Source organism: Lysobacter silvisoli, assembly GCF_003382365.1.
In the GTDB taxonomy this organism is placed as follows: Bacteria; Pseudomonadota; Gammaproteobacteria; order Xanthomonadales; family Xanthomonadaceae; genus Lysobacter; species Lysobacter silvisoli.
Genome location: NZ_QTSU01000001.1, coordinates 443,283 through 467,634 on the forward strand (window position 1 = coordinate 443,283; position 24,352 = coordinate 467,634).

Annotated in this window: 15 protein-coding genes and 1 tRNA gene; 5 read left to right on the forward strand and 11 right to left on the reverse strand. The window is 70.9% G+C overall.

Annotated elements, in window-relative coordinates; translation table 11 throughout:
* Window positions 1-31: 31 nt before the first annotated feature.
* Together DX914_RS02140 and xseA are read right to left on the reverse strand one after the other, a co-directional pair.
* Entirely contained in the window at window positions 32-1,678 is a 1,647-nt protein-coding gene (locus DX914_RS02140) for an acetolactate synthase large subunit (RefSeq protein WP_115857418.1), read from the reverse strand.
* 205 nt (window positions 1,679-1,883) lie between these two features.
* Entirely contained in the window at window positions 1,884-3,236 is a 1,353-nt protein-coding gene (gene xseA / locus DX914_RS02145; protein WP_115857419.1) for an exodeoxyribonuclease VII large subunit, read from the reverse strand.
* Window positions 3,237-3,537: 301 nt separating this feature from the next.
* Here xseA and ispG point away from each other — a divergent pair, with 301 nt between their 5' ends.
* The 4 genes from ispG to DX914_RS02165 all read left to right on the forward strand — a co-directional run bounded on the left by ispG (window position 3,538) and on the right by DX914_RS02165 (window position 10,871).
* Window positions 3,538-4,809: a flavodoxin-dependent (E)-4-hydroxy-3-methylbut-2-enyl-diphosphate synthase gene (ispG, locus tag DX914_RS02150; protein ID WP_115857420.1), complete on the forward strand. Its 1,272-nt coding sequence runs from the start codon at window positions 3,538-3,540 to the stop codon at window positions 4,807-4,809.
* The gene (locus tag DX914_RS02155; protein WP_115857421.1) at window positions 4,784-5,518 is read left to right on the forward strand and encodes a phosphatase PAP2 family protein; all 735 of its coding nucleotides are present in this window, start codon (window positions 4,784-4,786) and stop codon (window positions 5,516-5,518) included. Before ispG ends, DX914_RS02155 begins: the two co-directional genes overlap by 26 nt.
* Window positions 5,519-5,797: 279 nt before the next feature.
* Window positions 5,798-9,121 (forward strand): S8 family serine peptidase, encoded by a 3,324-nt coding sequence (locus DX914_RS02160; RefSeq protein ID WP_115857422.1) that lies wholly within the window; start codon window positions 5,798-5,800, stop codon window positions 9,119-9,121.
* A gap of 109 nt (window positions 9,122-9,230) precedes the next feature.
* Entirely contained in the window at window positions 9,231-10,871 is a 1,641-nt protein-coding gene (locus DX914_RS02165) for a YadA family autotransporter adhesin (RefSeq protein WP_115857423.1), read from the forward strand.
* A 191-nt stretch (window positions 10,872-11,062) separates the two neighbouring features.
* Here DX914_RS02165 and DX914_RS02170 read toward each other — a convergent pair whose 3' ends face one another.
* The 9 genes from DX914_RS02170 to DX914_RS02210 all read right to left on the reverse strand — a co-directional run bounded on the left by DX914_RS02170 (window position 11,063) and on the right by DX914_RS02210 (window position 19,736).
* A complete protein-coding gene (locus DX914_RS02170) occupies window positions 11,063-11,668 on the reverse strand; it encodes a hypothetical protein (protein ID WP_115857424.1) in 606 nt (201 codons plus the stop codon).
* A 12-nt stretch (window positions 11,669-11,680) separates the two neighbouring features.
* The gene (locus DX914_RS02175; RefSeq protein WP_115857425.1) at window positions 11,681-13,084 is read right to left on the reverse strand and encodes a pectin acetylesterase-family hydrolase; all 1,404 of its coding nucleotides are present in this window, start codon (window positions 13,082-13,084) and stop codon (window positions 11,681-11,683) included.
* Window positions 13,085-13,398: 314 nt separating this feature from the next.
* Window positions 13,399-14,268, reverse strand: coding sequence for a DMT family transporter (locus tag DX914_RS02180; protein ID WP_115859097.1), 870 nt, complete (start codon window positions 14,266-14,268; stop codon window positions 13,399-13,401).
* Between the two features lie 38 nt (window positions 14,269-14,306).
* Window positions 14,307-15,353, reverse strand: a complete 1,047-nt coding sequence (murB, locus tag DX914_RS02185) for a UDP-N-acetylmuramate dehydrogenase (protein WP_115857426.1) — start codon at window positions 15,351-15,353, stop codon at window positions 14,307-14,309.
* Window positions 15,350-16,405, reverse strand: a complete 1,056-nt coding sequence (locus tag DX914_RS02190) for a quinone-dependent dihydroorotate dehydrogenase (protein WP_115857427.1) — start codon at window positions 16,403-16,405, stop codon at window positions 15,350-15,352. Before DX914_RS02190 ends, murB begins: the two co-directional genes overlap by 4 nt.
* A 449-nt stretch (window positions 16,406-16,854) precedes the next feature.
* A complete protein-coding gene (locus DX914_RS02195; RefSeq protein WP_147300565.1) occupies window positions 16,855-17,187 on the reverse strand; it encodes a hypothetical protein in 333 nt (110 codons plus the stop codon).
* Window positions 17,188-17,251: 64 nt separating this feature from the next.
* Window positions 17,252-17,992, reverse strand: coding sequence for a metallophosphoesterase family protein (locus DX914_RS02200; RefSeq protein ID WP_115857429.1), 741 nt, complete (start codon window positions 17,990-17,992; stop codon window positions 17,252-17,254).
* Window positions 17,993-18,045: 53 nt separating this feature from the next.
* On the reverse strand, window positions 18,046-19,578 hold the full coding sequence (gene amaB / locus DX914_RS02205; protein ID WP_115857430.1) for an L-piperidine-6-carboxylate dehydrogenase: 1,533 nt from the start codon (window positions 19,576-19,578) through the stop codon (window positions 18,046-18,048).
* 81 nt (window positions 19,579-19,659) lie between these two features.
* Window positions 19,660-19,736, reverse strand: a tRNA-Arg gene (locus DX914_RS02210).
* Between the two features lie 332 nt (window positions 19,737-20,068).
* Here DX914_RS02210 and DX914_RS20160 point away from each other — a divergent pair.
* Window positions 20,069-24,064, forward strand: coding sequence for an autotransporter domain-containing protein (locus tag DX914_RS20160; RefSeq protein WP_158549172.1), 3,996 nt, complete (start codon window positions 20,069-20,071; stop codon window positions 24,062-24,064).
* Window positions 24,065-24,352 lie beyond the last annotated feature (288 nt).

The window sequence follows — 24,352 nt, forward strand, 5'->3', positions numbered from 1 at the left end:
GGCGTCCTGTGGCGTAAGGAGAGGCGGGCGCTCAGCTCACCGCCGCGCTCAGGCGCGGGATGTCCTGGTTGAGGATACGGTCGTCGTCGCCGTAGTCGATGGGCACTTCGATCAGGTCCACGCCGGGCGTGTCCAGCGCGCGCTGCAGCAGCGGCAGGAACTGCGCGGTGTCGGCCGGGCGGTGGCCGCGCGCGCCGTAGCTTTCGGCGTAGCGGACGAAATCCGGGTTGCCCAGATCCATGCCGAAGCTGGGATAGCGCTCGTGCGCCTGCTTCCACTTGATCATGCCGTAGGCATCGTCGCGCAGCACCAGCACGGTCAGGTCCAGGCCCAGCCGCACCGCGGTTTCCAGTTCCTGCGAATTCATCATGAAGCCGCCGTCGCCGCAGACCGCGAGCACGCGCCGGTCCGGGTGGACGATGCGCGCGGCGATCGCCGAGGGCAGGCCCGCGCCCATGGTGGCCAGAGCGTTGTCCAGCAGCAGGGTGTTGGGCCAGCGGCAGCGGTAGCCGCGCGCGAACCACAGCTTGTACAGGCCGTTGTCCAGGCAGACGATGTCGCGCTCGCCCATGGCCGCGCGCACGTCGGCGACCAGGCGCTGCGGCACCAGCGGGTAGCGCGGGTCGGCGTTGCGCTCGTCGATCTGCGCGTCCAGCGCCGCGCGCACGCGGTCGAAGAAGGCGAAGTCCCAGTGCGGCTGCGGTGTGACCGCTTCGGCCAGCTGCCAGACCGCGTTGGCGATGTCGCCGATCACTTCGATCTGCGGGAAATAGACCGCGTCGACCTCGGCGCTGGCGTAGTTGACGTGGATCACCGTGCGCCGGCCTTCGCGCATGAAGAACGGCGGCTTCTCGATCACGTCGTGGCCGATGTTGACGATGCAGTCGGCCGCGTCCAGGGCGCGGTGGACGAAGTCGTGGTCGGACAGCGCGGCGTTGCCCAGCCACAGCGGGTCGGTCTCGTCGACCACGCCCTTGCCCATCTGGGTGGTGAAGAAGGGGATGCGCAACTTGGCGATCAGCGCGCGCAGCTGGCGCGCGGTGGCCTTGCGGTTGGCGCCGGCGCCGACCATCAGCACCGGGTGGCGCGCGCGCATGATCGCCGCCGCCGCGTGCGCCACCGCCTTTTGTTCGGCGGTGGGGCGGCGCGCGTACGAGGGCGGGATCAGCAGCGCCTGGGTCGGGTCGCCGGCGATGTCCTGCGGCAGTTCCAGATGGGTGGCGCCGGGGCGCTCCTCTTCGGCGCGGCGGAAGGCCTCGCGCACGCGCGCGGGGATCGCGTCGGCAGAGACGATCTGGCGGGTGTACTTGGTCAGCGGGCGCAGGGTGTCGACCACGTCGACGATCTGGAAATGGCCCTGCTTGCTGGTCTTGATCGGCTTCTGTCCGGTGATCATCAGCATGGGCATGGCGCCGAGCTGGGCGTAGGCCGCCGCGGTGACCAGATTGGTCGCGCCCGGGCCCAGGGTGGACAGGCACACGCCGGCCTTGCCGGTGAGGCGGCCGTAGGTCGCGGCCATGAAGCCGGCGGCCTGTTCGTGGCGGGTCAGAACCAGGCGGATGCGCGAGGTGCGCAGCGACTCGAGCAGGTCGAGGTTTTCCTCGCCGGGAATGCCGAAGACGTACTCGACGCCTTCGGCTTCGAGCGCGGCGACGAACAGGTCGGACGCCTTGGTCATGCGCAACTCCGTGACGGGGCCGGGCCCGGTCCGGCGATGGTGGCGCAGATCGTGTTAGCGGTGGGCGATGGCGGGATAGCCGCGGCGGAACATAGCGTCGCGCTGGCTGGAGGCTTTGGGGTAGGAGCGGCGTGAGCCGCGATTGCGCGGCCAGTCGAAGGTGCGTGGTCGCGGTTCACGCCGCTCCTATCCCAAGGCTAAGACCTCAGGCCTCGCCCTCGCCGCCGCCTTCCACCTTCAGCCGCAGCTGCCCGTCCTGCACCCGCGCCTGCAGGCGCTCGCCCGGGGCGGCGTCGAGCACGCTGCGCACCACCCGGCCGTCCTCGCGCTGCAGGATGGCGTAGCCGCGCGCGACCGTGGCCAGCGGGCTGACCGCTTCCAGCGAGCGGGCCAGGCCGCGCAGTTGCAGCGACTGGTGGGCCAGACGCCGCAGCAGGGCCGCGCGCGGCCGCGGCGCCAACGCCGCCAGACGCTCGCGCAGGGCGGCCAGGCGGCGTTGCGGATGGGTCGCGCGCAGCACCGCGTCGGCGTGGCGCAGGCGCGCGCGTTCGCGCTCCAGGCGCCGCTGCCAGGCCGCGGCCAGGCGCCGGGCGGCTTCGTCCTGGCGCCGGCGCAAGGCGTCCAGGCGCGTCTGCGGGCGCAGCGCGTTGAGCCGCAGCGCGGCGCGGTCGCCGCGTTGCATGGCCTGGCGCAGCCGCTGCAGTTGCAGGCTGCGCAGACGCGCGCCCAGCTGGCGCAGGCGGCGCAGCAGTTCCTCGCGTTCGGGCACCAGCAGCTCGGCCGCCACCGACGGCGTCGGCGCGCGCACGTCGGCGGCGAAGTCGGCCAGGGTGAAGTCGGTCTCGTGGCCGATCGCCGATACCACCGGCACCGCGCTGGCGGCGATGGCGCGCGCCAGGCGTTCGTCGTTGAAGGCCCACAGGTCTTCCAGCGAGCCGCCGCCGCGCGCCAGCACCAGCACGTCGTAGCGGCCGGAGGCGGCCGCGCGCTGGAGCATGGCCACGATGCGTTCGGCCGCGCCGTCGCCCTGCACCGGTACCGGCAGTACCTCGGCTTCCAGCAGCGGGAAGCGCCGCGACAGCACGCTGAGCACGTCGCGCACCGCCGCGCCGCTGGGCGAGGTGATCACGCCCACGCGCGCCGGGTAGCGCGGCAGCGGCCGCTTGCGCTCGCTGTCGAACAGGCCCTCGGCCTGCAGCCGCGCCTTGAGCTGCTCGAACGCGCGCCGCAGCGCGCCTTCGCCGGCCTCTTCCATGTGGTCCAGTACCAACTGGTAGTCGCCGCGCGCCTCGTACAGGGTCAGACGTCCGCGCGCGAGCACGCGCAGGCCCTCGCGCGGCACGAACTGCAGCCAATTGCTCTTGGGCTTGAACATCGCGCAGCGCACCTGCGCGCGCGCGTCTTTCAGGGTCAGGTAGAGGTGGCCGGAGGCGGGGCGCGAGAGGTTGCCCAGCTCGCCCTCGACCCAGACCAGGGGAAAGGTGTCTTCCAGCAGGTTGCGCGCCAGGGTGTTGAGCTGGCTGGGGCTGAGGACTTCGTCGGGGGCGGCGGGGGGCATGGCGGTGCGGAGCGGTACGGCTTGGCTGCGGGGTGGCTCGGGCCGATGGTAACGCGTCCGGGGAGGCCGCCTGTGGATGCGCCGTCCGGGATTCATCCCGATTCGCCTGTCATCCCGCGTCTTCCAGCACGGTCATTCCCGCGCAGGCGGGAATCCAGGGCTCCATCCGGGCATGACGCTGAAGGCTCTGGATTCCCGCCTGCGCGGGAATGACGGCCGCCACGGCGCGGGTTTAATCCGGCATGAGCCGCGATGCGTGGCCCGGTCCTATCCTCCGCTGCCCGGGCGTTACAATGCGCGCATGAATTCCGACAGCGTCCTTCCCTGCGCCGACCCCGGCTTCGGCCCCCTGCCGCGGCGTTTGACCCGCTCCGTCCGCATCGGCGGCGTGGACGTGGGCGGCGGCGCGCCGGTGGTGGTGCAGTCGATGACCAACACCGACACCGCCGACGTCGCCTCCACGGTCAAGCAGGTGGCCGAGCTGTGGCGCGCCGGTTCCGAGCTGGTACGGGTCACGGTGAACACCGCCGAAGCCGCGGCCGCGGTGCCGCGCATCGTCGACAAGCTGGCGATGATGGGCATCGAGGTGCCGATCATCGGCGACTTCCACTACAACGGCCATCAGCTGCTGACCGCCGAGCCGGCCTGCGCGCAGGCGCTGGGCAAGTACCGCATCAACCCCGGCAACGTCGGTTTCGGCAAGAAGAAGGACAGCCAGTTCGCCACCCTGATCGAACTGGCGATCAAGTACGGCAAGCCGGTGCGCATCGGCGCCAACTGGGGTTCGCTGGACCAGGCGTTGGCCGCGCAGCTGATGGACGAGAACCACCTGCGCGCCGAACCCTGGGACGCGGGCCGGGTGCTGCGCGAGGCGCTGATCCGCTCGGCGCTGGATTCGGCCGCGCGCGCGGTGGAGATCGGCCTGCCGGCCGAGCGCATCGTGCTCAGCGCCAAGGTCAGCGGCGTGCAGGAACTGATCGCGGTCTACCGCGAGCTGGCCAACCGCGGCAATTACGCGTTGCACCTGGGTCTGACCGAGGCCGGCATCGGCAGCAAGGGCATCGTCGCTTCCAGCGCCGCGCTGGGCGTGCTGCTGCAGGAAGGCATCGGCGACACCATCCGCATCTCGCTTACGCCCGAACCGGGCCAGGCGCGCAGCAACGAAGTGGTGGTGGCGCAGGAGCTGCTGCAGACCATGGGCCTGCGCGCGTTCACGCCCATGGTCACCGCCTGCCCGGGCTGCGGCCGCACCACCAGCACCTTCTTCCAGGAACTGGCGCAGAAGGTGCAGACGCACGTGCGGGCGAAGATGCCGGAGTGGAAGATCAGCCACCCCGGCGCCGAGAACCTGACCCTGGCGGTGATGGGCTGCGTGGTCAACGGGCCGGGCGAATCTCGCCACGCCAACATCGGCATCTCGCTGCCGGGCACGGGCGAAGCGCCTTCGGCGCCGGTGTTCGAGGACGGCGAGAAGACCGTGACCCTGCGCGGCGAGGGCATCGCCGACGAATTCGTGGCCCTGATCGACCGCTACGTCGAGCGCAACTATGGCGCCCGCGGACCGGGCGCCTGAGTCCACCGCGCGCGGCGGCGACGCCGCGCTGGCCCAGGAGGCGCGTTTCGGCGCGGCCTTCCTGCGCCGCTACGGCCTGCGCCTGCTGCTGGTGTTCCTGGGCCTGCTGTTGCCGCTATGGGCCTTCGCCGAACTGGCCGACGAGATCCACGAGCAGGAAACCATACCCTTCGACGAACCGATCCTGCAGTTCGCGCATTCGCTGGCGCGCGAGGGCTTCGATCGTTTCTTCGTGCTGATCAGCAAGGTCGGCTATCTGTATGGCGTGGTGCCGTTCGACGTCGCCTTCGTACTGGTGCTGACTTACCTGCGCCGCTTCCGCGAAGCGACGTACGCGGCCATCGCTCTGGGAGGCTCGGGCCTGCTCAACCTGGCCGCCAAGCAGGCCTTCGCCCGCGACCGGCCCTCGCTGTGGGAGTCGGTGGCGCCCGAGCACAACTACAGTTTCCCCAGCGGCCATGCCATGGGCTCGGCTACCTTGGCCTGCGTGCTGGTGCTGCTGGCCTGGCGCACGCGCTGGCGCTGGCCCCTGGCCGTGCTGATGACCGCGTTCGTGGTCCTGGTGGGCCTGTCGCGGGTCTATCTGGGCGTGCATTACCCCTCCGACATCCTGGCCGGCTGGGCGGTGGCCACGGCTTGGGCGGTGGCGGTGTATTTGGTGGCGTTTAGGGGTGGGGTGGGGCCCTGGCACAGTACCGCTGCGAGTTAAGCCCGCCGAGACCGGCTGCACCTGGACTGTGTGTTAGCCCACATAGTCCCTTGCCGAATCGACACCCTCGATGTGCCAATTGAGGTAGGGCGATTCCCGTCCCTCCCCGTTGTTCCCCTATAGGCGCCCAGGGGAAGGCGCCCGATGGCGCCCAGAACGGCCTGCACATTCGCGGCCGCGAGCGCCGTCCCGCACGACTCTCCGATCAGGGCCGCCGGCCCGGCGCGATGCCGGGCGGGCGGCGTACGCATCGCGGTCATCGCATTAGGGGACGTAGCAATGTCGATACGATTCAACCGGTGGACGGTCGGGCTGGCGCTGGGTGCGCTGGCGGCGATCGCCGGAGCCTCGGTCATGCTGGGGGGCGGCTTCGGCGCTTCGGCGCCGTCGGTGGGCGGTGCGCCGCCGGCCGCGGCGGGCGGCGGCGGGAACATGGAGCAGCAGCTGCGCACTTACATCGTGGTCTACCGCGAGGCGCCGCTGGCGACCTACCGCGGCGAGATCCGCGGTCTGGCCGCGCCCGAGCGCCTGCCGGCCGACGGCGCGCCGCAGATGGCGCGCGCGCAGGCCACGGCGGCCGGCGAGGGCCGGGTCAACGTGCATAGCGCCAGCGCGCGCGCCTACCTCAGCCACCTCGACGGCGCGCAGCGCCAGCACGAGGCCAGCATCACCGCCGCCATCGGCCGCGCGCCGCAGGTGGAGCGGCGCATGCGCCACGCGCTCAACGCGGTGGTCACCGAACTCAGCGAGGCCGAGGCCGCGCGCGTGCAGCGCCTGTCCGAGGTGCAGTTCGTCGAGGAATACCGCGAGTACGAGCAGGACACCGACGTGGGTCCGGGCCTGATCGGCGCGCCGCCGCTGTGGAACGCGGCGACCAATCCGGTCAAGGGCGAGGGCATCGTCTTCGGCATCCTGGACTCGGGCATCAACTTCGGCAGCCCGTCGTTCGCCGCGCAGGACGAGACCGGCTACACCCACACCAATCCGTTGGGCGCCGGCGTCTACCTGGGCACCTGCGCCGCGGGCGGAGTGGACGAAGGCCGTTGCAACGCCAAGCTGATCGGCGGTTACGACTTCGTCTGCGGCGCGCCGGGCAACACCTGCGGCGCGGCCAATATCCGCGAGGAACCGGGCTTCGGCGACACCAACAGCCACGGCAGCCACACCGCGTCGACCTCGGCCGGCAACGTGCGCACGGTGCTGTTCAAGGGCCGCAACACCCAGATCTCGGGCGTGGCGCCGCGCGCGAACATCATCGCCTACGACGTGTGCTACACGAACACGGCCACCGGCCGCGGCCTGTGCCCGAACACGTCCTCGGCGGCGGCGGTCGACCAGGCCATCGCCGACGGCATCGTCGACGTGATCAACTTCTCCATCGGCGGCGGCGAAAACCCGTGGAGCGATTCGGTGTCGCTGGCGTTCCTCAACGCCGTCAACGCCGGCATCTACGTGGCCACCTCGGCCGGCAACAGCGGCCCGGGCCCGAACACCATGGGCCACCTGGAGCCGTGGACCGCGTCCACCGCGGCGGCGCAGCACGGCCGCCAGGACTTCGGTCCGGTGCTGCAGGTGACCGGCCCGGGTACGGTGCCGGCCGCGCTGCAGACGATCATGATGAACGAAGGCACCGGCGCGGTGCCGTTCGTCTCGCCGATGGCCAACACCACGCCGTTGAAGCTCAGCCCCGGCATCGACAGCGGCGACGACGGCTGCGCGGCCTATCCGGCCGGCACCTTCACCGGTGCGATCGCGGTGATCCGCCGCGGCACCTGTTCGTTCGTGATCAAGGGCAACAACGCCGCGGCCGCGGGCGCGGTGGCGGTGGTGATCGCCAACAACGCCGCCGGCGGCCTGGTTCCGACCTTGACCGGTGTGACCATTCCCGGCTTCGCGATGCTGCAGGCCGACGCCAACGCCGTGCGCGATTTCCTTGCCGGCAATCCGGGTACCGCCGGCATCACCGTGCTGCCGATTCCGAACACGCCCGACGTGCTGGCCGATTTCAGCTCGCGCGGACCGGCGGGCACCTACGACCTGCTCAAGCCCGACGTGGCCGCGCCCGGCGTGGCCGTGCTGGCGGTGGTCGCGGGCACGTCGATCAGCGGCTCCGAGGGCGCGGTGGGCCTGATGAACGGCACCTCGATGGCCTCGCCGCACCATGCCGGCGCCGCCGGCCTGATGCGCCAGGCGCAGCCGACCTGGACGGTACCGGAAGTGAAGTCGGCGCTGGTCATGACCGCCGAGCAGGTGATGTTCAAGGAAGACTCGGTCACCCCGGCCACACCGTTCGATCGCGGCGGCGGCCGCCTGCGCGTGGATCTGGCGGTGCGCGCCGGCCTGGTGCTCAACGAGACGCGCGCCAATTATCTGGCGGCCAACCCGGCCACCGGCGGCGATGCGGCCAACCTCAACCAGCCCAGCCTGGCCAAGGCGCGCTGCGTCGAGCGCTGCGTGTTCACCCGCACCTTCCGCAACACGCTGTCGGTGCGCCAGGGCTGGACGGTCAAGCTCAACGGCCTCAGCGGCACGATCTCGCCGGCGCTGTTCACGCTCAATCCGGGCGAGAGCAAGGCGGTCAAGATCACCGTCAACAGCTACCAGCTGCCGGCCGACGGTTCCTGGAACTTCGGCACCCTGGTGCTCACGCCGACCTCGATCGGCACCCTGGACCAGCCGACCCTGCGCCTGCCGGTGGCGGTGTCCGTGCCGCCGCCGGTGATCGCGCTCAATCCGGCGCAGATCGCGGCGACCCTGCCCGCGGGCGGTAGCGGCTTCGCCAACTTCCGCATCGACAACCTGGGCGGTTCGCGTCTGGATTACACGATCGACAACACCGGACAGGGCTCGCGCACCTTGCTCGACGCCCCGCGCGGCGCGGTCAGCAGCGGCTTCCGCGCCACGATCTATTCCGATCCGGCGACCGCGGGTTCGGCGGCGCAGTTCAGCGCCGACGACTTCACCCTGACCGAGGCCACGCGCATCGTGTCGCTATACACCGAGGGCTTCGTGTCCAGCGGTCAGCCGTTGGCGACCACGGCGACCAGTCTGACCTGGACCCTGTACCGCGACAGCGGCGGCAATCCGGAAGGCAATCCGCAGGCCTCGCCGGGCCTGGCAGTATGGAGCTACACCGCCGCGCCGACCGGTGCCGGTGTGACCCTCACCGGCGCCAACATCGGCCTCAACCTGACCGCCGCCGGCCAGAACGTGGACCTGCCGGCCGGCCGTTACTGGCTGGTGGTGAATGCCCGTTCCAGCTTCGCCAATCGTTGGGTCTGGTTCGCCTCCAACACCGGCGACAACGTGTTCCGCACCATCACCGTCACCACGGCCGGCGCAGGCGCCTGGACCGCAGGCACCGGTTTCCAGGGCCTGGCCTGGAACGTGGGCGCCACCAACGCCTGCGGCGCGCCGTGGATCGGCGCGCCGGTCAGCGCGATCGGACGCGTGAATCCGGGTGCGGTCGGCAACAACGCGCAGGTGCAGCTCAACGCGGGCGGCCTGAGCGCCGGCACGCACGTGGGCTTCATCTGCGTGGCCAGCAACGATCCGGTCAAACCCAAGGTCGCCGCGCGCGTCGTGCTGACGGTCACGCCGTAACCTTGCCTGGCTACTGTCGCCGGGCCCGCTTTCGGGCCCGGCGATTATTTCGATACCGGTACGGGCCGCGTTGCACGGCCCTTCCACACGATTCCTTAGGGGGAACTCCATGAAGCATCACCACTCGCTGTTGTCCGCTGCGCTGTTGCTGGCGCTGGCCGCACCCGCCACCGCCCTGGCCGGCGAACCCTGCCTGCTCGACGACGGCATCGGCGGCACCACCACCGGCGGCGCCACCGCGGCTGGCGGCGGCGCCACGGCTTGCGGCAGCGGCGCCACCGCCAGCGGCGACGGCAGCACCGCGGTCGGCGCGGCCGCCACCGCGAGCGGCACCGGCAGCACCGCATTGGGCGCCGACAGCGCCGCCGGCGGCGATCAGAGCACGGCGGTCGGGCAGGGCGCCCAGGCCGGCGGCTTCGGCGCCACCGCCAGCGGCAGCGGCAGCAACGCCAGCGGCGAATTCGCCACCGCCACCGGCACCGCCAGCGAAGCCAGCGGTCAATTCAGCAGCGCCAGCGGTGCCGGCGCGCGCGCCACCAACGACAACGCCACCGCCACCGGCGCCTTCAGCGAAGCCAGCGGCCTGGGCAGCACCGCGAACGGCTACAACGCCATCGCCAGCGGCGAACTCAGCAGCGCCAACGGCGCGGGCGCGTCGGCTTCGGGCAACGCCAGCACCGCCAACGGCGCCGGCTCCAGCGCCAGCGGCACCGGCAGCACCGCCACCGGCGCGCACAGCGTGGCCAGCGCCGACGGCGCCACCGCCAACGGCGGCTGGATCGACAAGGACGGCGACGGCGTGGTCGATCCGGACGAAGTCACCACCGCCAGCGGCCTGGAGTCCAGCGCCTACGGCGCCGGTGCGCAGTCCAGCGGCGCGCAATCCAGCGCCTTCGGCGGCGGCAGCATCGCCAGCGGCGTGGGCAGCAGCGCCTTCGGCCACGGCGCCCAGGCCAGCGGGCAGAACAGCAGCGCGATCGGCCAGGGCAGCAACGCCAGCGGCAACAACAGCGTGGCGCTGGGCTCGGGCTCGGTCGCCGACCGCGGCAACAGCGTGTCGGTGGGCAGCAGCGGCAACGAGCGCCAGATCACCAACGTTGCCAACGGCACTCAGAACAACGATGCGGTCAACCTGGGCCAGCTGCAGAACAGCGCCGCCACCACCCTGGCCAGCGCCAACAACTACACCGACACGGTCGCCGCGACCACGCTGGCCAACGCCAACAACTACACCGACACCGTCGCCGCCAGCACCCTGGCCAGCGCCAACAGCTACACCGACTCACGCGTGACCAGCAACAATGCCGTGGTGCTGAACCAGGCCAACGCGCACGCCGATGCGGGCGACGCGGCCACGCTCAACGCGGCCAACGCTCATGCCGATGCCGGCGACGTGGCCACGCTGCGCAGCGCCAACACCTACACCGACACGCGTTTCGCCCAGGCGATCGCGGCGCCGATGGCGGCCATCGACGACCTGCGCGGCGACATGGAATGGGGCTTCGACCGCGCCGACCGCCGCATCGACCGCGCCGGCGCGATGACCGCGGCGATGGTGCAGATGGCGACGTCGGCCGCCGGCATCCACACCAAGAACCGCGTGGCCGTCGGTGCCGGCTTCCAGAACGGCGAGCAGGCGCTGTCGATCGGCTACCAGCGCGCGATCAGCGACCGCGCCACGGTCACCTTCGGCGGTGCGTTCAGCAGCTCGGAAAGCTCGGCGGGCGTGGGCCTGGGCTTCGGTTGGTAAGTCCCGCGTCAGTCCGGGACATTGAACGGCGCCTTCGGGCGCCGTTTTTTTTTGTTTGGGGCCATGGCGGGAGCAAAAGCGAATCTCCCCCAACCCCTCTTTTACAAAGAGGGGAGCAGTGCGAGAAGCGACGCTGCTCTTGGTTCCCCCCTTTGAAAAAGGGGGCTAGGGGGATTTGCTCTTGCTCCCCCTCACCGATAAGCCAACTCCCGCTCCATCTGCAGCCGCTGCCGCAGATACTCATCGCGCGACAGCCCGCCGGGAATATCCCGCATCGCCATCACCTCGGCCACGATCCGCGCCTCGCGTTCCTTGTACGAGCGAAAACGCGGATCGTTGCGCTGCTGCGCGATCCATTGCGCGTTGCGCGCATCGGCGTGCGCGCGGTAGCGCTGCGCCAGCGCTTCGACCTGGCGCATCTGTTCGGCCTGGTCCGGCACGGTGGCCTGGATCAATGCCGTCCGCAGCAATACGGTCTCGCCGGCGGACAGCTCGCCCGCGCGCTCGTAGTCGTCGATGCCCTGTTCGATGTCGCGGCCGCGGCGCGCGCGTTCGGCCGCGTCCAGCGCGGCCGCGTCGCGGAAGTAGCGCTTGGCTTCGCTCTGGAAGGCCTGGCGGTCGCGCAGCGCCTGCGCTTGCGGCGTGCGCAACAGCGCGGCCTGGCGTTCGTTGCCGGCCGTCGTCGCGGGCGCTGGCGTGGCGGCGCTCGCGTGCGATTCGCGCGAGCGCCCCACCACGACCGCCGCGGCTAGCGCCGCGACGGCCAGGCCCGCCAACAACACGCGGGTGCGTTGCATACGGCCCACGCCTCAGCCCAGGAGCTGGTCGACCAGCCAGTACAGCAGGTTGAACGGCTTGGCCCGGTCGGCCTGGTCGTTGGCCTCGCTGGCGTCCACCACCTTGCCGCTGCCGTCGAGCACGCTGTCGATGAAGTTCTTCAGCTGCAGGTTCTGCGCCTGCACGTCGCCGTTCTTGAAGTCGACGATGGTGGTGCAGTGGCTTTCGTTGAGCGCGCGGTACTGCGGGAAGTAGCCGCCGAAGTTGTCCAGCCCGTTCAGGCGCGCCGACAGGCGCTGGGTGTCCTGGCCCCACTTGGCGTGGATCAACGCTTCCTTGGCGGCCTGGTTGGGCGCGGCCTGGATGTCGGCGTGGAAGCGCTCATACGAATACGAGGAGTAGTTGAGGTCCTGCCAGAAGTGGGTCGCGCCCAGGCGGTCGCCGCTGTGCTTGCTCGACAGCGCCGGGTATAGCGAGCCCAGTTCGTTGAGATCCAGCTGCGGCAGGCCGCTAGCCAGATAGGCCAGGGGGCCGTTGGGCGCGTCCAGGCCCCAGGCCACGCGGATGTGCGCCATCAGCGGCTGCGAGGGGTACTGCGCGGGATCGCCGTAGCGCGGGGTCGGGAAGATCGGGCCGGAGTCGTCGATCAGGAAGCTGCGCGTGGGCGCCAGGTCGCGGCGCAGCGGGTCGTAGTTGATCAGGCTGCCGGCGCCGCCGGCGCTGCAGCCGGTGCTGAGCATCTGGCCCGGGCGCGGCAGGTTGTCCTTGAGCCAGGCGGTGACCGCGCGCGAGTTGCGCAGGCCGTTGTGGTGCCACACCAGCGGCGCGTTCTGGTTGCTGGGATCGTTGTACACCGCGACCTTGTCGCCGCCGTAGATGTCGCCCGTGCAGTACGGCACGTAGACCATGTTCCAGTTCTGGGTCTTGACCGAATCGAAGGGGCTGACGCGGGTCACGAACGGGCTCACCAGGCTGGCGCCGGGATTGAGCAGGCTCATGTAGTCGTCGGGAATACCGTGCGGGTTGCGCGCGCCGCGGATGCCGCTCTGGCCGGAGCAGCTGGCGTAGTCCCAGCAGGCGCCGCCGCCTTCCATGTAGACGATGGTGTTGGTGGTGTTGGGCACGCGGTTGACGAAAATCTTGTACGGCGAGCCGTCGCCGCAGACCGCGCCGGTCTCGGCCGGCAGTTGCACCGTCTGCCACTGGTAGTAGGCGCCCGGGTCGAAACCGTCGGCCTTGTTGGCGTTGCGGCTGAGCAGCGGGTACTGGCCCTGGCGCTGCGCCGGCTGCACCGGATTGTCGGCGCGCGGCGGCGAGATCAGGTTGCTGAGGGTGCGGAAGAAACCGTAGTCGCCCACTTCCGCCTGCAGCGGCGGGCTGGCCAGCGCGACCGCGCCCCCCAGTAGGACGACGGCGGCGTATCGGATGAGTGCCATGGTTTTGCTCTCCTTTGCGTGATGAGTGCGGGCGCAGCCCGCGCGACGCGGCCCGGCGCCGATCCCCATCGGCGCGACCGCGGCAGCCCCCTGTCCATACTGCTGCGTCTGGATAGCCGCGCCGGCCCGGCCGGGTCAATCGCCGGCGCGGCGATGGCGCAGATTGGCCGCGAAGGCCGCCCTGGCTGTCCGTTTTTGTCCACCACGCCGTCACAGATCGGCGCGCGCGGGCGGCGCGGTTCGTGCGGCGCAACATGGCGCTGCGATGACAGAAGCGGGGCGTGGAGTTCGGTGTTGCGCGGATGGAGCGGCGCTTACTCGCCAGGCGCGGCGGCTTCGCTGGGGGCGGCCGAGGCCGCGCGGCGGGCGAGCACGGCTTCGCGGTGGGCGATGTAGGCGTTGGAGGCCAGGATGATGGCGGCGCCGGCCAGGGTCCAATGGTCCAGTGTTTCGTCGAACCACAGCCAGCCCGCGGTCGCCACCAGCGGCAGCTGCATGAAGCTGATCGGGGTCAGCGCCGAGACTTCGCCCAGCTTGAGCGCATGCGTCCACAGCACCTGGCCGCCGGTGCCGAGCACGCCGGCGGCCACGGCCCAGAACCACATCGTGCCCTGCGGCCACTGCCATACGAACAGCGCCGGCAGCAGCGACATCGGCACCCAGAACAGGTAGGTGTAGAGCACGATGGTGTTGGCCGAATCCACGCGCGAGAGCTGCTTGATCTGGATCGCGACCACACCGCTGAGCACCGCCGCGAGCAAGGCGATCAGGGTGCCTGAAGTGAACTCGGTGGAGCCGGGGCGCACGATCACCAGCACGCCGACGAAGCCGACCGCCACCGCCGCCCAGCGCCGCGCGCGCACCTGTTCGCCCAGGAACAGCACCGCGGCGATGGTCACGAACAGCGGGGTGGAGTAGGACAGCGAGATCGCCTGCGCCAGCGGCAGATGGCCGATGGCCCAGAAGCCGGCCAGCATCGAGCAGATGCCGATCGCGCAGCGGATGAAGTAGCGCGGCAACTGCCGGGTGCGCAGCTGCGCCAGCGGCGTGCCGCGCAGCAAGGGCAGCACGGCGAGCAGGCCGAAGAAGTTGCGGAAGAACGCGATCTCGAAGGTATGCAGCGACTGCGAGGCCAGGCGGATCACCACCGCCATCGCAGCGAAGCACAGGGTGCTGCCGAGCATGAAGGCGGCCGCGCGCAGCGGCTGCGGCAGCGGTGCGCTCACCAGCGTGCGCCGATCAGGCGCGGCTCGGGTTCGATGGCCACGCCGAAGCGCGCCTGCACCGACGCGGCGATGCGCCGGGCCAGGTCCAGCAACTGCGCACCGCTGGCCTGGCCGTGGTTGACCAGCACCAGCGCATGCGCGGCCGACACGCCGGCATCGCCGTCGCGGTGGCCCTTCCAGCCGCAGGCGTCGATCAGCCAGGCGGCCGAGAGCTTGCGGCTGTGTTCGTCGGCGCCGCGGAACACCGGCAGCGACGGATGTTCGGCCAGCAGCGCCTCGGCTTGCGCGCGCGGCAGGATCGGGTTCTTGAAGAAGCTGCCGGCGTTGCCCAACTGGGCCGGGTCGGGCAGCTTGCGCCGGCGGATCGCGATCACCGCCTCGGCCACCGCGCGCGGGGTGGGCGCGTCCACGCCCATCGCGGTCAGTTCCTCGGCGATACCGGCGTAGTCCAGGCGCAGCGCCGGCGTGCGCGGCAGGGCGAATTCCACCGCGGTGATCAGGTAGCGGTCCGGCGCGTGCTTGAACAGGCTGTCGCGGTAGCCGAAGCGGCAGGCGGCGTTGTCGAAGCGATGCAGGCGGCCGCTGGCGGGCTCGTACGCCTCCACCGCATGCACGAACTCGCGCACCTCCACGCCGTAGGCGCCGATGTTCTGGATCGGCGCGGCGCCGACCGTGCCGGGGATCAGCGCCAGGTTTTCCAGGCCGGCGTAGCCGGCGTCGAGCATGCGCATGACGAAGGCGTGCCAGGGCACGCCGGCGTCGGCGCGCACGATCGCGCCGTCGCAGTCGGGCGCCGCATCCAGGGGCTGCACGCGCTGGCCGCTGAGCGCCAGCACCGGGCCCTCGGGGTCGCCGGCGAACAGCAGGTTGCTGCCGCCGCCCAGCACCAGGGCGATGCCGTCGCGCAGTTCCGGGGTCTGCAACGCCTCGGCCAGGCGCGAGGCATCGGCCACTTCGGCCAATACCGGCGCGGTCGCAGCTACGCCGAAGGTGTTGCGCGTTTGCAGCGCCGCGTCGCGCCGCAGGGTGACGGCCGCGCTCATACCGAGGGTACGTTACCTCGGCTGGGCGCTTCCTTGCGGCGGCGCATGGCTTCCACGCATTCGCCCACCAGGGCCGGGCCGCGGTAGACCAGGCCGGTGTAGCACTGCACCAGGGTCGCGCCGGCGGCCATCTTGGTCACCGCGTCGGCGCCGGACAGGATGCCGCCCACGCCGATCATGGGGATGGACTCGGGCAGGCGCGTGCGCAGCATGCGCAGCACCGTGGTGGACTGGCCCATCAGCGGGCGCCCGGACAGGCCGCCGGTTTCGCCGGCGTGCGCGGCGCCTTCCACGGCGATGCGCGAGACGGTGGTGTTGGTGGCGATCACGCCGTCCACCTGCAGCTCGCTGAGTACGCGCGCGGCGGCTTCGATGTCGTCGTCGGACAGGTCCGGCGCGATCTTGACCAGCATCGGCACGCGCTTGCCGTGGCGCGCGCCCAGGCGTTCCTGCGCCTCGCGCAGGGTGCCGACCAGGCGTCGCAGCGACTGCTCTTCCTGCAGTTCGCGCAGCCCGGCAGTGTTGGGCGAGGAGATGTTGACGGTGACGTAGTCGGCCAGCGCGTACACGCGCTCCAGGCACAGCAGGTAATCGTCCTGCGCCGACTCGTTGGGGGTGTCCTTGTTCTTGCCGATGTTGATGCCGAGCAGACCGTGGCGGCGCTTGGCGCGCTCGACGTTGCGCACCAGGGCGTCGACGCCCTCGTTGTTGAAACCCAGGCGGTTGATCACCGCCTCGTGCTCGGGCAGACGGAACATGCGCGGCTTTGGGTTGCCCGACTGCGGGCGCGGGGTGACCGTGCCGACCTCGACGAAGCCGAAGCCCAGGCCGAGCAGGGCGTCGATGTGGGCGCCGTTCTTGTCCAGGCCGGCGGCCAGGCCGACCGGATTGGGGAAGGTCAGGCCGAAGGCCTTGGTCGGAAACGGCTTGGGCCGCGCCGACAGCAGCGGGTTGAGGCCGGTGCGGTATGCCGTTTCCAGCGCCGTGAGGCCGAGGCCGTGCGCGCGTTCGGCATCCAGTCCGAACAGAAAGGGGCGGGCGAGGCTGTACACGGGATCGCGGGCGTCCGCTGTAGACGAAGGCGCATTATCGCCCAAGCCAGTGTCGGGACGCGAGCCGGAACGCAGAGGAGCGGCTGCGGCCTTCACGCACTGCGTGCCGCTGAGCGCCATCGGGCCGTGCCCAAGGGCACGGGAGGAGACTACGCAGTGATGCTTGGGTGGGGCCTTGGATGTTCGGCTGGGCCGAAGTAAAGCGGAGCCCGCTCTCGCGGGAATGACGGTCTTGGGGACGCGGATCCACTCGATCACCGCCGCTTTAGCTCGTCATCCCCGCGAAGTTGGGGATCCAGAAACTTTAGAATCATGCCTGGATGGAGCCCTGGATGTTCGGCTCGGCCGAAGTGAAGCGGAGCCGCCTTCGCGGGAATGACGGTGTGGGGGGCGCGTCAGAGGGTGAGCGGTCGATTCCGATGCCTCGCGACGGTCTTGGGGTTGCGGATCTACCCCACCACGCCGCAGCACACGAAGAACACCACCAGGCCTATCAGCGGCAGCACCGCCAGCACCACCGGATAACCCAGCCACAGCCCGATCCGGGCCAGGCCACCGCCACCGGACCGTGCGCGGCCGCTGCGGATCGCGGCGCGTGCGCGATGGCCGGCGACCACCGCGAGCAGGCCGCTGCCCCAGGCCAGGCACGCGTACAGCGCCGGCAAGGGCAGGGCCGCGCGCAGGGCATAGGCGGCCAGCGCCGCCAGCGACCAGGCGCCCATGCCGGCCGCAGCGGCGACCAGGGGCGAGGGGCCGACCTGTTCCAATTCCGGACCGTTCATGGCCTGTCGCTCCGCCGCGGCGCGTGCGCCCACGGCCACAGCCTAACCGCGATGGTCGCGGTGGTCAGGGCGCCAGGCCGGTGCGCAGCGAGCCGGCCCAGTCCGGCCGGCCGTTGCGCTGGGCGATCGCGGCGGCGGCTTCGTGGTCGTAGTCGATCGCGAGCAGCTGCGCCTGCCAGCGGCCGCCGGCGTCGTCGAGCAAGGCGTAGCGGGCACGCGGGTCGCCGTTCTGCATGCGGTGCGGGCGCGGGTGTTCGGCGGCGTAGGCCTGCAGCCCGACGCTGCCGGGGTTCACCAGCAGGCGGCCGTCGTCCAGACGCAGCGCGCGCGGCACATGGGTGTGGCCGCACAGGATGACGGCGTGGGGCAGGGCGCCGGCGCGTTCGCCGGCTTCGGCTGGGGTGGCCGCGCGCGGTTCGCCGTCGGCGTCCAGGTGTTCGAGGAAATATTCGAGATCGTCGCGCGGCGTGCCGTGGCACAGGTAGACCGCGTCGTTGAGCGCGAGCGTGGCCGGCAGCGCGGCGATCCATTCGAGCTGGTCGGCGCGCAGCGCATCGCGTGCGTAAGCGTCGGACGCGCCCATGCGCGCGCGTGGCGTATCCAGCAACTGGCGTTCGTGATTGCCGCGGATGGTGGGCAGGCCCAGGCCCATCAGCAGGTCGGCGGTTTCCACCGGCTGCAGCGGGCCGGACAGGATGTCGCCCAGATTGACCACCGCATCGACGCCGCGCGCGGCGATGTCGTCCAGCACCGCGCGCAGCGCGTGCAGGTTGCCGTGGATGTCGGAGACTGCCGCGATGCGCATGCCGTGCTCCCGCAACGGGCCCGCCGCAGCGGGCCCGCCTGTTGCGTCCGGCCTTACAGGTCGAACTTGATGCCCTGCGCCAGCGGCAGCGCGTCGGAGTAGTTGATGGTGTTGGTCTGGCGGCGCATGTAGGCGCGCCACGCGTCCGAACCCGACTCGCGGCCGCCGCCGGTTTCCTTCTCGCCGCCGAACGCGCCGCCGATCTCGGCGCCGGAGGTGCCGATGTTGACGTTGGCGATGCCGCAGTCCGAACCGGCCGCCGACAGGAAGGCCTCGGCGGCCTTGAGGTTGGCGGTGAAGATCGACGAGGACAGGCCCTGCGGCACGTCGTTCTGCAACGCGACGGCTTCGTCCAGGGTCTTGAACTTCATCACGTACAGGATCGGCGCGAAGGTTTCGGTCTGCACCACCTCGGCGTCGTTGCCCAGGCCGGTGACGATGGCCGGCAGCACGAAGTTGCCCTTGCGGTCGATGCGCTCGCCGCCGGTCTCGACCTTGCCGCCGGCGGCCTTGGCCTTGGCGATCGCGTCCAGGTAGGCCTGCACGCCGTCCTGGCTGTTGAGCGGGCCCATCAGGTTGGCCGGGTCGGTGGGGTCGCCGATCTTCTTTTCCACCTGCTTGTAGGCGGTGATCAGCTTGGCCAGCACGTCATCATGGATGGACTCGTGCACGAACAGACGGCGGGTGGTGGTGCAGCGCTGGCCGGCGGTGCCGACGGCGCCGAACACGATCGCCGGGATCGCCAGCTTCAGGTCGGCCGAGGCGTCGACGATGATGGCGTTGTTGCCGCCCAGTTCCAGCAGCGAACGGCCCATGCGGCGGGCGACGCGCTCGCCGACCTGGCGGCCGACCTTGGTCGAACCGGTGAAGCTGACCAGGGCGATGCGCTTGTCGTCGACGAAGTTCGAGGCCAGCTCGGTGCCGGCGTCGTTGAACAGGAAGAAGATGTCGGGGAAGCCGCCGGCGCGCAGCGCCTCGTTGCAGATCTTCATCGACGCGATCGCCGACAGCGGGGTCTTGGGCGAGGGCTTCCAGATGGTGATGTCGCCGCAGATCGCCGCGATGAAGCTGTTCCAGGCCCACACCGCGACCGGGAAGTTGAAGGCCGAGATCACGCCGACCAGGCCCAGCGGGTGCCACTGCTCGTACATGCGGTGGCCGGGGCGCTCGGAGTGCATGGTCAGGCCGTACAGCTGGCGCGACAGACCCACGGCGAAGTCGCCGATGTCGATCATCTCCTGCACTTCGCCGTCGCCTTCGGGCTTGGACTTGCCCATCTCCAGCGCGACCAGCGAACCCAGCGCGTCCTTGTGCTTGCGCAGCGCGTCGCTGCACAGGCGGATGGCTTCGCCGCGGCGCGGCGCCGGGGTGGTGCGCCACACCGCGAAGGCGGCCTGGGCGCGCTCGACGATGGTGTCGTAGTCGCTCTGCGAGGAGGCCTGCACGCGCGCCAGCACTTCGCCGTCGGTGGGGTTGACCGGCTCCAGCACGCCGGCATCGGCGGTCTTGGACCATTCGCCATGACCCAGGTAGGTACCCGACTCGTTGTCCTTAAGACCCAGGGCAGTCAAAACAGCGTGCGTCATAGCAAAACTCCAAAATCAAAAAGCATTGAAAAGTCCGCACATGGATGTGCGGGCCTGCGCACACGGACGTGCGATCCATACTGGCGACCCCGACACGATTCGAACGTGTGACCTTCCCCTTAGGAGGGGGATGCTCTATCCAGCTGAGCTACGGGGCCTAAGCCGCTAATTTTCGCACGAACCGACCGATCTCAGGAAATCGTGCGCCGCTGCGGCTCCGCTGCCGGCGCATACCTCCAGGTCACGCGATCGCCGCTGCAAAGGCACGCGTCTGGCGCCGCGCTATGACAACGCGGCCGTCGGTCCGAGGCGTCCGTTTCCGCCCGCGTACCCCGTATGCAGCCCTAAGGGACTACCCGATCCCGGGGATTGTCCAGCGGCCGGGTTCTGGGTATGGTGGCGTCCAAAGTGTGCTTCATGTCACATCAATTGTGGCTTTGCACTTCAGGGGTTTACGGGTGCGCGTCCGCGCCCGTCTAAGGGGAAAAACATGAGTCTCTGGTCCAAGACGGCGCGCTGGCGCCCGTCCTTGCGCGTACGCGCGCCACAGTCCGCGGCGCTGAAGACGCCGAACCGGGTAGCGAATCCCGCACGCGCCGGCCTGGGGTGGCTGGCGCTGTTGTCGGGTCTGGCCTTGGCCGGTACCGCGCAGGCGCAGAGCTGCGCGATCGGGGAGACCCCGGTGGCGTTCGGCTTCACCGGCGGCGAGCAGACCGTGACCGTGCCGGGCGGCGTGCACTCGGCCACCGTCTACCTCAGCGGCGCCCAGGGCGGCGCCGGCCGTAGCGGCGCCGGCACCATCGGCGGCAGCCCGAACTCGCCCGGCGGCACCGGCGGCCTCGGTGGCCGCGTGCGCGGCAGCCTGACCCTGACCCCCGGTGCAACCTTGTCGGTCTGGGTCGGCGGGCAGGCCTCGCAGGCGGTCAATCCCGGCGGCATCGGCCAGGGCACGGACGGCATCGGCGGCGGCGCCACCGACCTGCGCGTGGGCGGCAATGCCGTCGGCAACCGCGTGGCCGTCGCCGGTGGCGGCGGTGGCGGCGGCAACGCCGGCTGGAGCACCTCCAGCGTGATCGCCGGCGGCACCGGTGGCGTGGGCGGTGGCGGCACCGGCGGCGCTGGCGCGAACGTGCCCGGCGGCCCCGGTCCCTTCGGCGGCGGCGGCGGTTCGGTCGGCACCGGCGGTGCGGGCGGCGGCGGCTGCGGCAGCTTCCCGGCCACCGCGGGCGACGCCGCCAACGGCGACGGCGGCGACTCGTTCAATTTCTCCGGCTCCTTCAGCGGCGCCGGCTACGGCGGCGGCGGTGGCGGTGGCGCCACGGTCGGCGCGGGTGGTGGCGGTGCCGGTGTGGGCACCACGGCCTGCCAGCAGAACTGGAACGGCGGCGGCGGCGGCGGCGCGGGCGGCAGCTCGGCCGCGACCGGCCTGACCGGCGTGGTCTTCAACAACGGCGTGCAGGCCGGCAACGGCGCGGCGCTGATCTGCTTCGCCCAGAGCGAATTCGCGGTTGGCGGCCCGGCCAGCGGCCAGACCGGTCCGGTCACCTTGCAGCTCAATGCGACCAACCCGGTCAGCGTCCAGCAGGTGGTGGTGGCGCAGGCGGCCAACAGTTACGCGTTCCCGACGCGCTTGCCGATCGGTGCCAACTGGAGCATCAGCGTGCTCACCACGCCGGCGGGACAGTTGTGCTCGGTCTCGCCCAACAGCGGCAACGCGATCGGCGCGGACGTGAGCAACGCCGCGCTGACCTGCGTGACGGTGACGACGACGATCGCGCCGACGACCTTGCCCGATCCGGTCTACAACACCGCGTACTCGCAAACCCTCACCGCCAGCAGCGCCAACGGCGGCACCGCGCCTTACACGTTCACGGTCAGTGCCGGCGCCTTGCCGGCGGGTCTGAGCCTGAGCGGCACGGGTGCGCTGACCGGCACGCCCACCGCGGCCGGCGCGTACAACTTCACCGTGCAGGCGACGTCCAGCAACGGCTTCAGCGGCACGCGCGCGTACAGCGTGACCGTGGCCAGGCTGGCCCAGGCCATCACCGGTTTCGCCGCCAATCCTGCGGCACCGACGTATACGCCGGGCGGCACGTTCTCGCTCTCCGCCAGCGGTGGCGCATCCGGCAATCCGGTGGTTTTCGCCAGCACCACGCCGGCGGTGTGCACCGTGGCGGGCAGCACGGTGACCATGCAGGGCGCGGGCAGCTGCGCGCTCACGGCCGACCAGGCCGGCAACGCCAACTACGATCCGGCACCGCAGGCCACGTTGAACGTGAACATCGCGGCCGCGGCGCAGACCATCACCAACTTCAGCGCCAACCCGGCCGCACCGGTGTACGCGCCGGGCGGCACGTTCACCGTGTCGGCCACCGGCGGTCCCTCGACCAGCCCGGTGGTGTTCGCCAGCACCACGCCTTCGGTGTGCACGGTGGCGGGCAGCACGGTGACCATGCAGGGCGCGGGCAACTGCGCGCTCACCGCCAACCAAGCCGGCGACGCCAACTACAGCGCGGCGCCGCAGGTGCAGCTGAACGTCGGCATCGGCGCGGCCAACCAGACCATCACCGGCTTCGCCGCCAACCCGGCCGCGCCGGTGTTCTCGCCGGGCGGCAGCTTCGCCCTGTCGGCCACCGGCGGCGCGTCCACCAGCCCGGTGGTGTTCGCCAGCACCACGCCCTCGGTGTGCACGGTCAGCGGCAGCACCGCGACCATGCTCAGCGGCGGCACCTGCGGACTCACCGCCGACCAGGCCGGCGATGCCAACTACAACGCTGCGCCGCAGGTCAGCTTGAACGTGACCATCACCGCGGCCAGCCAGGCCATCACCGGTTTCGCCGCGAATCCCGCGGCGCCGACCTACGCGCCCAACGGCACGTTCTCGGTCTCGGCCAATGGCGGCGCCTCCGGCAATCCGGTGGTCTTCGCCAGCACCACGCCGGCGGTGTGCTCCGTCGCCGGCAGTGCGGTGACCATGCTGGCCGCCGGCAACTGCACCCTGACCGCGAACCAGGCCGGCAACGCCAGCTACACCGCGGCGCCCCAGGTCACCCTGACCGTGGTCATCGGCGCGGCCACGCCCACGCTGAGCTGGATCGGCAATCTGGTGAAGACGGTGGGCGAGCCCACGTTCGATCTGCCCAATCCGACCAGCAGCAACCCCGCCGGCGCCTTCAGCTTCACCAGCAGCAACCCGGCGGTGGCCACGGTGAGCGGGCGTACCGTCACCATCGTCGGCCCCGGCACCGCCACGCTGACCGCGACCCAGGCGGCGACCGCCAACTACGTGCAGGCTTCGGTCAGCACCGGTCTGTCGGTGACCGCGCGTCCGGACCCGACCCGCGATCCCAGCGTGGTCGGCGGCCTGCAGGCCCAGGTCGACGCCAGCGTGCGCTTCGCCTCGGCGCAGCAGTCCAACATCCGCGACCGCCTGCGTCAGCAGCGCCACGGCAGTGGCAACAGCTCCAGCCACAACCTGGCCCTGAGCGTGGGCGGCGGCACCAGCGGCGCGTTGTCGCTGGCCGCCAACCAGGTGCTGAGCAGCGATAACGCCATCGCCCTGCCGCGCGGCTGGGCGCTGTGGAGCGCCGGCACCATCACCGCCGGCGACCGCGACGGCCATGCCGGTAGCGAAGGCTTCGGCTTCCGCAGCGACGGCGTGACCGTGGGCGCCGACTGGCGCATCGACGAGCGCTTCCTGCTCGGCGTGGCCGGCGGCTTCGGCTGGAACGACACCAACTTCGACGGCCCGGCCTCGCGCCTGGACGCCGAGCAGCGTTCGGTGTCGCTGTACGGCCTGTGGCGCCACGGCGATCACCTGTTCGTCGACGGCACCTTGGGCTGGGGCCGCCTGGACTTCGACATCAAGCGCTACAGCGCCACGGCCGGCGGCGCCATCGCCAAGGCCCAGCGCGACGGCGACCAGTTCTACGGCGCGCTGACCGTGGGCTTCGAAGGCGGCGGCGACCGCAGCCGTTACACCGGCTACGGCCGCTACGACTTCAGCCGCACCCAGCTCGACGCCTACCGCGAACACGGCCTGGGCATCTACGACCTGAGCTACAGCTCGCAGGACGTGGACAACGACGGCGTGGCGGTGGGCGTGGAAGGCCGCTACCTGGTCGACACCAGCTCGGGCGTGATGCGTCCGTACTGGATGCTGGAATACCGCAAGGCGCTGGAGAACAGCAGCGACGTGGACCTGAACTACGTGGTGATGCCGGTGGCCAACGACTACCGACTGGGCCTGCGCAGCTACGGCGAGCATTCGCTGGTCTACGGCGGCGGCATCGACGTGGACGTGTCGCAGCGCTGGAAGCTGTCGTTCCTGCTGCGCCGCGAACACAGCGCCGACCAGGAAGCCGCGACCAGCCTGGGCCTGCTGCTGTCGTTCACCCCGTCGGCGCCGAGCGCGCCCACGGCGGTGCAGCTGACCGACCCGCAGAGCGTGGCGTTGGAAGGCGATAACGCCGCCACCGGCAAGTAAGCCCACCGGGCCGGCACCGCTCGGTGCCGGCCCCCAGGTTTCACACCTAGGGCCGCCATTTTGGCGGCCCGTTTTTTTAGCTTTGGGGTAGGAGCGGCGTGAGCCGCGACCGCACCCATGCGATCTACCGCGTCAGCGCCGGCACTCGAAGCATCCCGGTCGCGGCTCGCGCCGCTCCTACAGGGAGCAGCGGTGCCGCGATGCAAAGGGTAGGAGTGGCGCAAGCCGCGATGGCTTCCCGGCGTGGAGAGAGATCGCGGCTTACGCCGCTCCTACCCCAAAGCGGTT

What these genes read in the sequence shown, in the direction of transcription:
- DX914_RS02195 (WP_147300565.1), bottom strand. Translation starts at nt 17,187, where the DNA reads ATGAACGGTCCGGAATTGGAACAGGTCGGCCCCTCGCCCCTGGTCGCC.
- DX914_RS20160 (WP_158549172.1), top strand. Translation starts at nt 20,069, where the DNA reads ATGAGTCTCTGGTCCAAGACGGCGCGCTGGCGCCCGTCCTTGCGCGTA.
- DX914_RS02155 (WP_115857421.1), top strand. Translation starts at nt 4,784, where the DNA reads ATGGCGCCCGCGGACCGGGCGCCTGAGTCCACCGCGCGCGGCGGCGAC.
- DX914_RS02200 (WP_115857429.1), bottom strand. Translation starts at nt 17,992, where the DNA reads ATGCGCATCGCGGCAGTCTCCGACATCCACGGCAACCTGCACGCGCTG.
- xseA (WP_115857419.1), bottom strand. Translation starts at nt 3,236, where the DNA reads ATGCCCCCCGCCGCCCCCGACGAAGTCCTCAGCCCCAGCCAGCTCAAC.
- DX914_RS02175 (WP_115857425.1), bottom strand. Translation starts at nt 13,084, where the DNA reads ATGGCACTCATCCGATACGCCGCCGTCGTCCTACTGGGGGGCGCGGTC.
- DX914_RS02180 (WP_115859097.1), bottom strand. Translation starts at nt 14,268, where the DNA reads ATGCTCGGCAGCACCCTGTGCTTCGCTGCGATGGCGGTGGTGATCCGC.
- murB (WP_115857426.1), bottom strand. Translation starts at nt 15,353, where the DNA reads ATGAGCGCGGCCGTCACCCTGCGGCGCGACGCGGCGCTGCAAACGCGC.
- DX914_RS02160 (WP_115857422.1), top strand. Translation starts at nt 5,798, where the DNA reads ATGTCGATACGATTCAACCGGTGGACGGTCGGGCTGGCGCTGGGTGCG.
- DX914_RS02170 (WP_115857424.1), bottom strand. Translation starts at nt 11,668, where the DNA reads ATGCAACGCACCCGCGTGTTGTTGGCGGGCCTGGCCGTCGCGGCGCTA.
- DX914_RS02140 (WP_115857418.1), bottom strand. Translation starts at nt 1,678, where the DNA reads ATGACCAAGGCGTCCGACCTGTTCGTCGCCGCGCTCGAAGCCGAAGGC.
- amaB (WP_115857430.1), bottom strand. Translation starts at nt 19,578, where the DNA reads ATGACGCACGCTGTTTTGACTGCCCTGGGTCTTAAGGACAACGAGTCG.
- DX914_RS02165 (WP_115857423.1), top strand. Translation starts at nt 9,231, where the DNA reads ATGAAGCATCACCACTCGCTGTTGTCCGCTGCGCTGTTGCTGGCGCTG.
- ispG (WP_115857420.1), top strand. Translation starts at nt 3,538, where the DNA reads ATGAATTCCGACAGCGTCCTTCCCTGCGCCGACCCCGGCTTCGGCCCC.